The organism is Corallococcus sp. NCSPR001 (assembly GCF_017309135.1).
Classification (GTDB): Bacteria; Myxococcota; Myxococcia; order Myxococcales; family Myxococcaceae; genus Corallococcus.
This window is the reverse complement of sequence record NZ_JAFIMS010000002.1, coordinates 1,289,110-1,301,823: the sequence shown is the minus strand read 5'-3', so window position 1 is coordinate 1,301,823 and position 12,714 is coordinate 1,289,110. Positions and strand designations below refer to the sequence as shown.

11 protein-coding genes are annotated in these 12,714 nt (G+C 71.8%); 5 read left to right on the top strand and 6 right to left on the bottom strand.

Annotated features, from left to right (window positions below; all coding sequences use genetic code 11):
- Nucleotides 1-51 precede the first annotated feature (51 nt).
- Nucleotides 52-615: a hypothetical protein gene (locus JYJ93_RS07465; RefSeq protein ID WP_206787562.1), complete on the top strand. Its 564-nt coding sequence runs from the start codon at nucleotides 52-54 to the stop codon at nucleotides 613-615.
- 4 nt (nucleotides 616-619) lie between these two features.
- Here JYJ93_RS07465 and JYJ93_RS07460 read toward each other — a convergent pair whose 3' ends face one another.
- The 3 genes from JYJ93_RS07460 to JYJ93_RS07450 all read right to left on the bottom strand — a co-directional run bounded on the left by JYJ93_RS07460 (nucleotide 620) and on the right by JYJ93_RS07450 (nucleotide 3,035).
- Complete coding sequence (locus tag JYJ93_RS07460; protein ID WP_242543712.1) at nucleotides 620-1,525, bottom strand: endonuclease/exonuclease/phosphatase family protein; 906 nt, start codon at nucleotides 1,523-1,525, stop codon at nucleotides 620-622.
- 82 nt (nucleotides 1,526-1,607) lie between these two features.
- Entirely contained in the window at nucleotides 1,608-2,222 is a 615-nt protein-coding gene (locus JYJ93_RS07455; RefSeq protein ID WP_206787560.1) for an MXAN_6652 family MXYO-CTERM-anchored protein, read from the bottom strand.
- Between the two features lie 117 nt (nucleotides 2,223-2,339).
- Nucleotides 2,340-3,035 (bottom strand): DUF4336 domain-containing protein, encoded by a 696-nt coding sequence (locus tag JYJ93_RS07450; protein ID WP_206787559.1) that lies wholly within the window; start codon nucleotides 3,033-3,035, stop codon nucleotides 2,340-2,342.
- Nucleotides 3,036-3,162: 127 nt separating this feature from the next.
- On the opposite strand from JYJ93_RS07450, the gene proS reads away from it, so the two are divergent.
- On the top strand, nucleotides 3,163-4,596 hold the full coding sequence (proS, locus tag JYJ93_RS07445) for a proline--tRNA ligase (protein WP_206787558.1): 1,434 nt from the start codon (nucleotides 3,163-3,165) through the stop codon (nucleotides 4,594-4,596).
- Nucleotides 4,597-4,657: 61 nt separating this feature from the next.
- Here the strand turns inward: proS and JYJ93_RS07440 are convergent, their stop codons facing one another.
- The gene (locus JYJ93_RS07440; protein WP_242543711.1) at nucleotides 4,658-5,809 is read right to left on the bottom strand and encodes an adenylate/guanylate cyclase domain-containing protein; all 1,152 of its coding nucleotides are present in this window, start codon (nucleotides 5,807-5,809) and stop codon (nucleotides 4,658-4,660) included.
- A gap of 161 nt (nucleotides 5,810-5,970) precedes the next feature.
- Between JYJ93_RS07440 and JYJ93_RS07435 the strand changes: the two genes are divergently transcribed.
- Both JYJ93_RS07435 and thpR read left to right on the top strand, forming a co-directional pair.
- Entirely contained in the window at nucleotides 5,971-6,516 is a 546-nt protein-coding gene (locus JYJ93_RS07435) for a metal-dependent hydrolase (RefSeq protein WP_206787554.1), read from the top strand.
- 15 nt (nucleotides 6,517-6,531) lie between these two features.
- Nucleotides 6,532-7,083 carry an RNA 2',3'-cyclic phosphodiesterase gene (gene thpR / locus JYJ93_RS07430; RefSeq protein WP_206787552.1) on the top strand — a complete coding sequence of 184 codons (552 nt, stop codon included), beginning with the start codon at nucleotides 6,532-6,534 and terminating at the stop codon, nucleotides 7,081-7,083.
- Here thpR and JYJ93_RS07425 read toward each other — a convergent pair.
- Nucleotides 7,080-9,275 carry a PhnD/SsuA/transferrin family substrate-binding protein gene (locus tag JYJ93_RS07425; RefSeq protein ID WP_206787550.1) on the bottom strand — a complete coding sequence of 732 codons (2,196 nt, stop codon included), beginning with the start codon at nucleotides 9,273-9,275 and terminating at the stop codon, nucleotides 7,080-7,082. The genes thpR and JYJ93_RS07425 overlap by 4 nt on opposite strands.
- Before the next feature lie 270 nt (nucleotides 9,276-9,545).
- Here JYJ93_RS07425 and JYJ93_RS07420 point away from each other — a divergent pair, with 270 nt between their 5' ends.
- A complete protein-coding gene (locus JYJ93_RS07420; RefSeq protein WP_242543710.1) occupies nucleotides 9,546-10,190 on the top strand; it encodes a YiiX/YebB-like N1pC/P60 family cysteine hydrolase in 645 nt (214 codons plus the stop codon).
- Here JYJ93_RS07420 and JYJ93_RS07415 read toward each other — a convergent pair.
- Nucleotides 10,187-12,607, bottom strand: a complete 2,421-nt coding sequence (locus tag JYJ93_RS07415) for a sialidase family protein (protein WP_242543709.1) — start codon at nucleotides 12,605-12,607, stop codon at nucleotides 10,187-10,189. The genes JYJ93_RS07420 and JYJ93_RS07415 overlap by 4 nt on opposite strands.
- Between the last annotated feature and the right edge of the window lie 107 nt (nucleotides 12,608-12,714).

Below are 12,714 nucleotides of genomic sequence, written 5' to 3'. Positions count from 1 at the left end.
ACCCGGCCGGGGTCCGAGGCGAACCCGGGGCGGCCGGTGGGAGGCATACGGATGGATGTCAAAGGCGTCGCATTCCTGGCACGGCAGACCATGGCGGTGCAGGCCTTCGGCGAACCGGCATGGAAGGCCTTCCTCGCGGAGCAGGCGAAGCGGGACCCCATCTTCGGGCAGCTGATCATGCCCGTCTCACGCATCCCGGCGGACGCCTTCCTGCGCTTCAACGAAGCCATGACCCAGCGCTTCTACGGCGGCGACACCAAGGCCTACTGGCAATACGGCGTCAAATCCGCCGAGTACGCGCTGAGCCAGGGCCAGCTCAAGACGATGTTCGGCAAGGACGACTTCCGCCGCTTCGCCCTGTTCACCCCCGGCATCTGGAAGGGCTACTTCACCGAGGGCGAGCTGACCGCGCAGCTGCAAGGCGACACCGTGGAGCTGCGCATCACCGGCGTGCCCCGGCCGCACATCTACTTCGAGCTCGCGGTGATGGGCTTCGCCGCCGGAGGCCTCGCGTACCTGAGCGGCCGCAAGGAGATCCACCACGAGGTGGTGAAGGGCTTCAGCAGGGGGGACATGGAGGTCCTCTACCGCTTCACCCTGCCCACCCCCGCGTGAGCCTTCAGGGCGCCGAGGCGGCCGTGGCCGTGCCCGCGGGCGCGGCCCCAGCCGGAGCCACGACGACCGGAGCTTCGGCGGGCTGAAGCTTCAGGTCCGCCACCACCGGGTAGTGGTCGGACACGCCCACGCGCAGCACGCGCGTGGACACCGGCGTGAACGCGCCGCACGCCATCACGTAGTCGATGCGCAGGGACTTCAGGAACAGCGGCATCGGGTAGGTGCCCGTCCCGTCGGAGCGCGTGACGCGCGCCACGTCCTGGAGCTGGCGGCGCAACAGGCGCACCGGGCGCGAGTCCGGGTCGTCGTTCAGGTCCCCCATCAGGAGCCGGGGCCGGGGGTCCTTCGCCAGGAGCCGCGAGATGAAGACGCTCTGGCGCACGCGCGCCGCGCCGTTGAAGGGCCGGCGGATGAGGTGCGTGGCGTAGACGCTCACCTCGCGCCCGTCCACGTCCAGCACGGCGTGCGCCAGCGTGCGCGGCTCCGCGCCCTTCGGCGTGGGCAGCGGGTACTGCGCCAGGGACTGGAACGGGTGGCGCGACAGGAGCGCGATGCCGTACGCGCCGCCGTACAGCCGCGTGGTGCCGAAGTGCGCGCGGTACTTCAGGCCGGTGAGCGCGGACAGCCGCTCCACCTGGTCCTCGCCGTGCGCGCGCGTGGAGCCCACGTCCACCTCCTGCAGCGCGACGACGTCCGGGCCCTCCTGGCGGATGACCTCCGCCACCTGCTCCAGCCCCTTGAGGCCGGACTGGATGTTGAAGGTCATCACCCGCAGGGCGCCCGGGTCGCGCGCGGGGGCGGCGGCCACGGGGGTGGTGCCCGAGGAGAGGGTGGGACGCACGGGACCGGAGGCACAGGCCAGGGTTCCCGCGACGAACAGGACGGTGAGGAGGGGGCTCGTTCGCGTCATTCGCATCAAGGGGGGCGATGGTAGGCCGCCCGCCCTCGCGCTGTCGTCCCGCCCCCGGGGCCCGGCCGGAGGGCAGGCGGGCTCAGGCCTTGCGGCGGCGGCGCGCGGCCAGCGCCGCGAACACCGCGATGAGCACCGCCGGAGCGCCGCTGGTGGCCGCGGAGCAGCCGCCCTCGTCCTCCTCGACGGGCTTCGGGTCGCTGCCGCCGGTGACGACGACGTCCAGCGTGGCGTTGGCGTGCGCGTCACCCGTGGCGGCGGTGTCGCCGTTCACGGAGTTGCCGGCGGCGTACACCTTGTAGGTGCCGTTGGTGGCCGGGGCCACCAGCGAGAAGTCGAAGCGCGCCGAGCCGTTGGTGAAGGTCTTGGGCAGCGAGTGCGTGAGCTCGCCGCTCATCACCTTCGTGCCCGAGCCCGCGGTCAGCGTCGCGCCGTCCACGGCCACGTTCATGCCGGCCTTCGCGCCAGGGCCGCCGGTGATGACCAGCGAGTACTGCCCCGTCTGGCCCGCCGTCAGCGCCGTGGGCCCCTCCAGCGTCACCGTGGGGGTGCTCGAACCGCCGCCGTGGCAGCCGGACGCGGTGCAGGACACGCCCTGCTTGCCGCTGCGCCCGTTGATGCCGGTGGAGTTGGCGAACGCGGAGCCCGCGACAAGGCACACCGCGACCGCGCCCACGGACGGAAGAATGGACCGCATGGAATGAACCTCCTGGGGGGAACTCAGGAAAAAGAGGAGGTTCCCTTGTAGCGCAGCGCGGCGTGGAGTGCAGCAGGCGACACTCCCCCGCGACGCGGAGGCAGGGCGTACCGCGGCCTACAGCCGGGAGAAGGCGTCGTGGAGGGCCTTCTGGCCGCCGTGCTCCAGCACCTGGCCATGGCAGACGACGACGCGCTCCACGTCCCACTTCAGCGCACGCCGGAGTGAAGCGCGCACGGCCTCCGGGTCCCGGGTGAACAGGCGCAGGAAGCGCGGGGCGGCGAACTTCCCCAGGACGCCGTCCAGCCACAGGTACGCGCGCAGCTTCAGGCCTTCCGCGTGCGCGTAGTGGAAGGCCAGGTCGGTGACGATGGCGGTGCGGGACGGGCGGTGGAAGAAGAGGAACTCGTTGAGCTGGGGCATGCCGCGCACGTGCATCTGGTCCACCACCGGGGCCCAGGCGGGGTCGGGGGTGTCCTCCAGCTCCAGGTCGATTCGCAGCGCCGGCTGCTTCGCGCGCAGCCCCGCGGGCGCCACCACGCGCGCGTCGGGGAAGGCCGCGGCCCAGTCCGGCAGGTGCAGGTGGTGGAAGAGGTTGGGGGCGACGAGGAAGCGCACGGGGCCCAGGGCCTGCACGGCGGCCCTCCGCTCCGGCGTGAAGGCGACGGGCGAGTGCACCCACAGCCCGCCGTCCGGCAGGCGGAGGACCGTCATGCGCCCGCCCACGGGGACGCCGAAGAGGGAGAAGGGGGCGTCGAACACGTGGACGTCGTCGGCGAGCTGGCGGGGCGCGGTGTCAGGGGGCGTGGGCATGGCGGGTCGTTTTCCAAGCACGGACGGCGTTCAGGGGACGAGTCCGGCCTGTGTCCGGCGTTGATTTCCGGAACATCCCGGCGTAGGCAACCCCCACTTTCCATCCCCTAGCAAGGTTCCCAAGCACATGGCCGAGAAGCTCACGCCCCGCGAGAAGGGCTTTTCCGAGTGGTACGTCGACCTGGTCCAGAAGGCGAAGCTCGCCGACTACTCGGACGTGAAGGGCTGCATGGTCATCCGCCCCAACGGCTACGCGCTGTGGGAGAACATCCAGCGGACGATGGACAAGATGTTCAAGGACACGGGCGTGAAGAACGCCTACTTCCCGCTGCTCATCCCGGAGTCCTTCCTCAAGAAGGAAGCCGAGCACGTGGAGGGCTTCAACCCGCAGCTGGCCGTCGTCACGCACGCGGGCGGCGCGAAGCTGGAGGAGCCGTACGTCATCCGGCCCACGTCCGAGACCATCATCAACCGCAGCTTCTCCAAGTGGATCCAGAGCTACCGGGACCTGCCGCTGCTGGTGAACCAGTGGGCCAACGTGATGCGCTGGGAGATGCGCACGCGCCTGTTCCTGCGCACCACGGAGTTCCTCTGGCAGGAGGGCCACACCTGCCATGAGACGGAGGCCGACGCGGAGGAGCGCACGCTGCAGATGCTGGAGGTCTACCGCACGTTCGCGGAGGACTACATGGCCATGCCGGTGCTGCCGGGGCGCAAGTCGGAGTCGGAGAAGTTCGCCGGCGCGCTGCGCACGTACAGCATCGAAGCGATGATGCAGGACAAGAAGGCGCTCCAGGCGGGCACCAGCCACAACCTGGGCCAGAACTTCGCCAAGGCCTTCGACACCACGTTCCAGGGCCGCGACGGCAAGGTGCACCACGTGTGGCAGACGTCGTGGGGTTCCTCCACGCGCCTCATCGGTGGCCTCATCCTCACGCACTCGGATGACGCGGGCCTCGTGGTGCCGCCGAAGATCGCCGCCACGCACGTGGTCATCATCCCCATCGCCGGCAAGGCGACGGAGGCGGAGAAGACGCAGGTGATGGAGAAGTCGCACGCGCTCGCCGCGGACCTGCGCAAGGCGGGCCTGGGCGTGGTGGTGGACGACGACGAAACGAAGGGCCCGGGCTTCAAGTACAACGAGCACGAGCTCATCGGCACGTGTCTGCGCATCGAGCTGGGGCCCAAGGACCTGGCCAAGGGCTCGTGCGTGATGGTGCGCCGCGACCTGCGCCAGAAGGAGTTCGTGTCGCTGGACGAGGCCGCCGCCAAGGCCCAGGCCATGCTGGACCAGATGCAGAAGGACCTGTTCCAGAAGGCGAAGGACTTCCGCGACTCGCACACCTTCGAGGTCAACTCCTACGAGGAGCTGAAGGCGCGCGCGGAGGACGGCTTCCTCCTGGCGCACTGGGACCTGGACCCGAAGACGGAGGCGCGCATCAAGGAGGAGACGGGCCTCACGACCCGCTGCCGCCCGTTCAGCGTCAAGCAGGAGCCGGGCAAGTGCGTGATGACGGGCAACCCGTCGCCGGGCCGCATCGTGTTCTCCAAGGCGTACTGAGCACGCGGCGACGTGTGCCGCACCGCGGGGCTGGGAGGCGACTCCCGGCCCCGTTGTCTTTTCAGCTCGCGGCGAGCAGGGCGCGCTTTCGGGGCAGGAAGGTGGCCACCGGCTCCGGCTTGCCCGCGACGGGCAGCGGGGCGGCGGCCTCGAAGTCGAAGGTGTCCCCGCAGCGCTCGCGCGTGGCGTGGGAGACGAGCACCGGGGCGCCGACCTTCTTCGTCAGGCCCTCGATGCGGCTGGCCAGGTTCACCGCGTCGCCGATGACGGTGTACTCGCGGCGCTGCTCGCTGCCGACGGCGCCCACCACCACGCGGCCGGTGTGGATGCCCACGCCGATGTCGAGCGTGAACTCCCCCCGCGCGGTGCGCTCCCGGTTGAGGGCCTCCAGCGCCTCCAGCATGGCCAGCCCGCAGGCCACGGCGGCCTCCGGGTGGTCGGGCTGCTCCAGGGGCGCGCCGAAGTACGCGAGGATGCCGTCGCCGATGAACTTGTCCAGGGTGCCGCCGTGGCGGAACACCACCTCCACCATGCGCGACAGGTACTCGTTGAGCAGCGCCACCACCTGGGGGCTGTCCATCCGGTCCGACAGCGTGGTGAAGCCGCGGATGTCGGAGAAGAGCAGCGTCACCTCGCGGTGCTCGCCGGCCTCGCCGTCGGTGCCGCGCTCGGAGATGCGCCGGGCGACCTCCGGGGAGAAGAAGCGGCCCAGCCGTTCGCGCTGCATCTCCTCACGCACCACGTCCGTCACCAGCCCCATCACCGTGCGGCTGATGAAGAAGGCCACGGACGACGCGAGCACCATCACCAGCACCATGCCGGGCAGGAACTGGGACGGCGCCAGGCCCGCGCTCAAGGTGAGCAGGGCCACCGCGACGATGCCCAGCGCCGTGGCCCCCGCGACGATGAGCCGCGACAGCGTCACCATGGACACGATGACCACCAGCACCATGTACACGCCCATGGTGAGCAGCGCGGTGGGCACGCCGTTGTCGGTGGCCGGGATGGCCTGCGCCTGGAGGAAGTAGATGAGCGGCATGTCCAGCAGCGCCACGCCCAGCGCGGGCCGCCGCAGCAGGTCCGGCACCCGGCGCGCCGCCGCCCACGACACCACCGCGAGCGCGATATAGGCCCCCAGCACGCCGCGCGACACGCTCCAGTCGTCCGCCATGGCCAGCAGGAGCCACGCGGTGGTGGCCCCGACACGCGTCATGTTGAGCCACGAGCCGACATCGGCCCGCCACTCCTCCAGACGGCGTTGCAGGGTGGCTTCGACTCGGGCGCGTGAAAACAGGAACCGCATGTATCAACGGACGCTACCCCACGCATGGGGCGCTCTCCAGGTGGGGGGCCCCTGCGTTAGGGTCCGGGCCCATGGCGAGCATCGGGCACGTAGCGGTGGGCATGGCGCTGGGGCGTCATGAGACGGGCGCGGGCGCGCCCTGGCGGCGGCGGGTGGCGGTGATGGCGTTCCTGTCCCTGCTCGCCCTGCTGCCGGACGCGGACGTGGTGGCGTTCGCGCTGCGCATCCCCTACGCGGCGACGTGGGGACACCGCGGTGCGTCGCACTCGTTCGTGTTCGCGGCGGCGGTGGCGCTGGCGGTGGCGGCGCTGGCCCGGTGGAAGGGCGAGTCCGCCACGCGCTGGGGGCTCCTGACGCTCGCGGCGGTGGCCAGCCACGGCATCCTGGACACGCTCACGGACGGCGGGCTGGGCGCGGCCCTCTTCTGGCCCTTCTCCAATGCGCGCGTCTTCGCGCCGGTCCGGCCGCTGCCGGTGGCGCCCATTGGCGCGGGCATGCTGTCCGCGCGGGGCCTGTACGTGAGCGGCGTGGAGTTCCTCGTGTTCCTGCCCGCCTGGGTCTACGCGCTGTGGCCCCGGAAGAGGGCGCGCGCGGCGGGGAGCGCGCAGGTTTCCTGAAGGAGAGCTTTCGCGATGCGCCTGTTCACCGCCGTGACGCTGGGAGAGGTCCTCACCGCCGAGACCGGGCGGGGCATCGAGCGCCTGCGCGCCCTGGCCCCGGACGCGAAATGGGTGCGGCCGGAGGGCGTGCACCTGACGCTGCTCTTCCTGGGCGACGTGGACGACAGCCGCCTGCCGGAGCTGCGCGACGCGCTGGAGCCGGTGGGGCTGTACCACGCGCCGTTCGTCCTATCCGTGGCGGGTGGCGGGACGTTCGGTCCGCCGTCCCACCCGCGCGTGCTCTGGGCGGACGTGCGCGGAGACACCGCCGCGCTGAAGGCGCTCCAGGCGGACGTGGCGCGCGCGCTGGAGCCCCTGGGCTTCACGTCCGAGCACGGCGAGTACATCGCGCACCTGACGCTGGCCCGGGCCCGGCCGCCGCGCGGAGACCCGGCGCTGGCGGCGTGCGCGCGGGAGTTGCAGGACGCGTCCTGGGGCGAGGGGCGCGTGGACCGGCTGGTCCTGTTCGAGAGCACGCGCGGCCACTACGTGCCCCGGCTGGAGGTGATGCTGGAGCGCGGCTAGCAGGCGCGCAGGCCTTCCGCCACGGGCACGGCCGCCGGCAGGGTGACGGTGAGCAGCGTGCCGCGGCCCTCGCGGCTCTCCGCGCGCAGCGTGCCGCCCAGGCCGGTGACGATGGTGTGGCTCACGGACAGGCCCAGGCCGGTGCTGTTGGGGCGCGAGGTGGCGAAGGGCTCGAAGATGTGCGCGAGCGCGTCCGGGGACAGGCCCTTGCCGGAGTCCTGCACCTCCACCACCACCTCGCCGTCCTCGCTGGTGTAGGCCGCCACGCGCAGCACGTTGTGCGCGGCGTCCTGGGTGTCCATCTGCTGCAGGCCGTTGAGCAGCAGGTTGAGGAAGAGCTGGGTGAGGCGCGCCTCGTCCGCGTCCACCGTGGGCATGTCGTGGAAGTCCCGCTCCAGCCGCGCGCGGTGCTGCAGCTCACCGCGTAGGAGCTTGAGCGCGTTCTCCAGCACCGGCTGCACGGCCACGCGGGCGCGGTGCTCCGGCGGCTTGCGCGACAGCGTGCGCAGGTCCTGCACGATGTGCTTGAGCCGGGTGGCGCCCTCCACCGTTTCGCCCAGCGCCTCCAGCATGTCGTCCAGGTCCGCGCGCGGTACGGGCCTGCCGTCCAGCAGCGGCTGCTTCAGGCGGTCCATCTCCTCGCGGATGTACGAGAGGTTCGCCAGCACGAAGGCCAGCGGGTTGTTCATCTCATGACCCACCGCCGCCGCGAGCGAGCCGAGCGCGGACAGCCGGTCCGCCTGGAACAGCCGCGCCTCCAGCTGCTTGCGCAGCGTCACGTCGCGCGCGAACACGCGCAGGCCCGGCGGATCCCACAGCTGCGCGATGGTGAGCTCCCAGTAGCGCCCGTCCAGGTGCACCGTGGGCGGCGGCTCTCCGGGGGGCGCGCCGCGCCACGCCCAGACGATGGCCGCCTTCACCAGCGGGTGCTCGGCGCCCTTCTCCACCAGGTCCTGGAAGGCCGCGTGGGTGGCGGGGTTCGCGTACCGCAGCTCCCCGTCCATGCCCAGCTCCAGGAGCGGCTCCGGGTGCAAGAGCGGGAACGACGCCAGCCGGTACAGCGGATCCTCCAGCGCGCGCAGGCCGCTGACGTCGCGCACCAGCAGGCCCAGCCGCACGCCCGTGTCCCCGGGCGAGGGCTCGCAGGGCGTGATCTCCGCCGCGTAGACGCGCTCGTCGCCGTTCACGGTGAGCCGGTACTCCAGCCGCCCGTCGGAGCCTCCCCGGAGGACGGCGTCGAGCAGGGACATGAGGGGCTTGCTCGCGGCGGAGCCCAGGACCTCCTCCAGCTTGCGCCCCTCCGCGCCGCGCATGCTCAGGCCGAAGGCGCGGCCGGACGGGGACCACAGCCGCAGGCAGCGGCCCTCCGCGTCCAGCTCTCCGGCCACGTACTCCGCGGCCCCCGAGGGGCGCGGACCGGACGCGGGCGCGTCCAGGCCGGGAGACCTTACGAAGGTCTCCACCCGGAAGGGGCCCATGAGCATCTCCAGGCCCGCGCCGTCGGTGTTCATCCGGGTGAGGACGGAGATGAGCGCCTGCGCGTCCGCCTCCGGCATCCGCTTCGTGAGGATGAGGCCGTCGGCGAGCGTGGGGATGGTGAAGAGGAACGGCGTGAGCCGGGGGGCGTCCGCGCCCAGGTACGTCGTCAGCGTGGCGCGCATCGCGTGCGCGTCCTTGTGGTTGCAGAAGAGCGCGCACAGGTCGGACTCGCCGCGCATCACCGCGTCCAGCGCCTTGCGGTAGGTGCCCAGGAAGCGCTGCTCGGAGAAGAGCGCGTCCGGGCGCAGGCCCAGCGACTCCAGGTGGCGCACCGGCAGCAGGTGCCCGCCGGTGGAGCGCGGCGCCACCCACGCCACGCGCTTGCCCGCCAGCGTCTCCAGCGTCAGCGGCTCGTCCGCGCGACAGATGAGGGCCGCGTGGTAGTAGCAACTGCCGGAGCGCACCGCGCGCAGCACCGCGCGGGCCTGCGGCTCGAAGGCGTTGCACTGCTCGGCCGTGCCCCAGGCCATCTCCACCCGGCCCGCCGCGAGCTCCGCCTCCAGGTACTCGTAGGTGGGCGCCATGGACATCACCACCGGGCGGCCCATCCGCTCCGACAGCGCCCGCGCGAACAGCTCCACGCGCACGTGCTCCCGTACCTCGCCGAGGGACGGATAGAGCAGGCAACGGATGGGCGCGTTCGATGCGGTCACGACGAATTCCTCCGATGAGCCCCCTCTCCTGCACGCATGGATCGCCTGCGCGCGAGTGCCCCGTAACTACCTGAAAATTTCCGGCGATGCCACACTATTCTTGATTCGCTGTAATAAGTAGATTCCCCAGGTTTACCACGTCCTGACCCAGGGTCGGAAGCGACATCCACACACCACGGGTGAACTTCACTCCGAGCTGACTGGCACCCGCGCTGCACTGGGGGTGGGTGGACGGATGCAACCCATGGAAGGGACGGACGGATGCGCTGGATGGTGAGGGGTTTGTGGCTGCTGGCCCTCGTGTTGGTGGGGGCGGCGTGGCTGGTGGGCCGCGGGACGCAGGCGGCGCCGCGGCAGGCGGAGGGCGTGGCGGCGAAGGTGCGGACCGGGGACGTGGTGTTCCAGACGTCGGGATCACGCCAGTCGAAGGCCATCCAGGTCGCCACGCACAGCCCGCTGTCACACGTGGGGCTGGTGGAGGTGACGCCGGAGGGGACGTTCGTGGTGGAGGCGGTGCAGCCGGTGAAGCGCACGCCGTTCGCGCAATGGAAGGCGCGCGGGGTGAACGGGCGGCTGCTGGTGATGCGGCCGCAGGGCGTGGATGACGCGGCGAAGGCGCGGGCGGTGGAGGAGGCGAAGCGGCACCTGGGCAAGCCGTACGACGCGCTCTTCGGGTGGGGGGACGAGGCGATGTACTGCTCGGAGCTGGTGCGCAAGGCGTACGCGATGGGCGCGGGCGTGGAGTACGGGAAGATGGAGCGGCTGGGCGACCTGGACGTCGCGGGGCTGCGGCGTGAAATCGCGGAGCGCTACCGGGGTCCGGTGCCGGTGGACCTGGAGCTGGTGACGCCCGCGAGCCTGGCGGCGGATGCCAGGCTCGCGGTCGTGTATTCGGATTTCCCGCGGGCGCCCTAGCGCTTCACGCGCAGGACCTGGAACCCCTTCCCTCCGGTCCCGAAGCCCTTCAGGTTCTCCGCCCGCACCACCAGGTCTCCATTGGACAGCACGCCCCAGACCTCCGCGCGGGCCAGGACGCCGCTGGTGGTCCGCTCGTATTTCCGGGCCTCCGTCCACGTCACGCCGTCCGTGCTGGTGAAGAGCCGCGCATAGAGGTCCGACGCGGGCTGCACGTCGCCCACGTCCGCCCTCGCCGTCCCCAGCACGAAGCCGCCCGCCGTCAGCGCCTCCAACGAGTACGCCGGCCCTGGCAATGTCATCAGCGCGTCCACCCGTCCGCTCGCATACACGCGCAGGAGCTTCGGGTGCTCGGGCTCATAGAGCGTGGACTGCCCCAGGAGCAGCTCGCCCCCCGGCAGCACCGTCCCCGTCACCGCGTTGGCCGCGTAGCCGCCCATCACCTTCGTCCAGGTGCGGCCCCCGTCCGTCGAGCGCACCACCGCCGCCTGCGCGCTGCTGCTGCCGAACGTGGCCCACAGCACGCTGCGCGTCGCGTCCGCGTGCAGCGCCGTGCCGTGCCGGTGGTCCTGGAACGTCGCGCGCGGGGCCCATGTCGCTCCGCCGTCCGTGCTCGCCCACAGCCGCAGCGGCGTGTTCGCGGAGGTGAACGTCTGGTACTCCAGGAAGAACACCGTGCCGCCCAGCTCCGCGAAGCTCGCGGGCGACATCGCGCGGTAGCTCCCCAACGAGGCCACGTCCGCCCACGTGCGCCCGCCGTCCGTGGAGCGCTCCAGGTGGTAGCTGCCGCTGCGGCTCATCTGCGCCAGCAGCGTCCCGTCCTTGAGCACCGCCATCACCCAGAACGACGCGCCGCCCACGCCCTGCCCTCGCGCGCTGAAGGTGCGCCCGCCGTCCGTGCTCGCCAGCAGCTTCGAGCGGCTCCCGTCCAGCGCCAGCGCGTACACCGTGCCCGCGCCGTCCACGGCCAGCACCTCGTGCGTGGTGTTCGTGAACACCGGCTCCAGCGTCACCGGCCCCTGCGTCCCGCCATCCACCGGCGGAGTCCCCGCGTCGACGCCGCCGTCCGAGCCCGAGCCGCCATCCGGCGTCCCCGCGTCCACGCCGCCGTCCGAGGTGCCCGAACCCGCGTCCGTGCCCGACCCCGCGTCCGGCGTCCCCGCGTCCACGCCGCCATCCGAGCCGCCACCGCCGCCATCCGGAGTGCCGCCGTCCTGCCCGGAGCCGCCGCCTTCCGGCTGGCGTGCCAGCGCCACGCGCATCACCCGGCCGCTGGAGTTCGCGTCCACCGCGTCGCCGTAGAAGCACGGCACCTCCGTGACGCTGTCCGGCAACACGTCCAGGGTGCTCAGGTAGCCCTTGAAGCTCGTGCGCGAGTCCAGCGTCACCGGGTCGCTGAACACGCCGTCGCGCAGCACCCGCACCCGGATTTCGTAATCCGTCGCCGTCTGGAAGTGATTGTAGAAGACATACAGCGCGTCCCCGATGCGCGTCACCGCGGGCTGCAACGCCCAGTCCGGCGTCCCCTCCACCAGGATGCGCGAGCCGAACGACGTCCCGTCGAAGCGCCGGTAGTACAGCCGCTCCGTCTCGTCCTTGTAGACCAGGTGGATGCCGCCCTCGCCGTCCTCCACCGCGCTCAGCGCCGCGCCATGGTAGATGCCGTCGGAAAACGCGTCCCGCTGCGGCCCCCACGTGTCCAGCGGATCCGCCGCGTCACGCACCCGCATCCGCGTGGGCTCGAAGCCGTCGTGCATGGCCCAGAAGAAGACGAGCTTGGAGCCCACGCTCAAGAGCCGTCCCCCGCCCCGCTTCCGCGTGCGCCCCAGGTCCGGCTGCTTCTGGAAGCTCGCGCCGCCGTCGGTGGACACCGCCACCACCGCCGTGGCGCCGCCGTCCGGCTCCAGCCGGAACGCCTGCACCCACAGCCGTCCCTTCGAGTCCCGCGCCAGCAGCGCCCGCGAGTACGCCGTCGAACTGTCCGCGTTGAACACCCGCACCGCCGGCTCCGGCGTCCAGGTGTCCGCCGCCGCGTCGTAGCGCCACCACTGGAAGTACACGTCGTGCCGCGACGACGCCGCCAGCGAGGGGCCTTCGTACGCGTAGACCATCGCCACGTCGCGCCCCACCGCGACCAGCTCCGCCCGGTCGTGGTGCGACGCATCCGGCTGGATTTCCGCCAGCTTGGAGAAGCCCTGGAACCCGTCCTCGGAACGGAACAGGTTCAGCCCCTCGCCCTCCGCCCCCTGCTGCTGGATGGCCAGGAGCCACGTGGGCACATGCCCGTTGCCTGTCTCGATTCGCACCGCGTGCCGATGCGCTGGCAGCGTCAGGGCATTGCCCCCGCCGGCCGGCACCATGGGCACTCCTCCCGCCGCCACCACCGTGGTCAGCAGGGCCCCCACCCAGGACATCATGTGATTGTGCGCCCCCTGTCGTATCCCCGCCCGAAAGGTAGGGACGGCCGACCTGGGAGCAATCCGGCGGAGGAGGACCCGGAGGGCCCGGCAATCTCCACGCGGAC

Coding starts and splice junctions, on each gene's coding strand:
- JYJ93_RS07465 (WP_206787562.1), top strand. CDS start 52: ATGGATGTCAAAGGCGTCGCATTCCTGGCACGGCAGACCATGGCGGTG.
- JYJ93_RS07460 (WP_242543712.1), bottom strand. CDS start 1,525: ATGACGCGAACGAGCCCCCTCCTCACCGTCCTGTTCGTCGCGGGAACC.
- JYJ93_RS07455 (WP_206787560.1), bottom strand. CDS start 2,222: ATGCGGTCCATTCTTCCGTCCGTGGGCGCGGTCGCGGTGTGCCTTGTC.
- JYJ93_RS07450 (WP_206787559.1), bottom strand. CDS start 3,035: ATGCCCACGCCCCCTGACACCGCGCCCCGCCAGCTCGCCGACGACGTC.
- proS (WP_206787558.1), top strand. CDS start 3,163: ATGGCCGAGAAGCTCACGCCCCGCGAGAAGGGCTTTTCCGAGTGGTAC.
- JYJ93_RS07440 (WP_242543711.1), bottom strand. CDS start 5,809: ATGACGCGTGTCGGGGCCACCACCGCGTGGCTCCTGCTGGCCATGGCG.
- JYJ93_RS07435 (WP_206787554.1), top strand. CDS start 5,971: ATGGCGAGCATCGGGCACGTAGCGGTGGGCATGGCGCTGGGGCGTCAT.
- thpR (WP_206787552.1), top strand. CDS start 6,532: ATGCGCCTGTTCACCGCCGTGACGCTGGGAGAGGTCCTCACCGCCGAG.
- JYJ93_RS07420 (WP_242543710.1), top strand. CDS start 9,546: ATGGTGAGGGGTTTGTGGCTGCTGGCCCTCGTGTTGGTGGGGGCGGCG.
- JYJ93_RS07415 (WP_242543709.1), bottom strand. CDS start 12,607: ATGATGTCCTGGGTGGGGGCCCTGCTGACCACGGTGGTGGCGGCGGGA.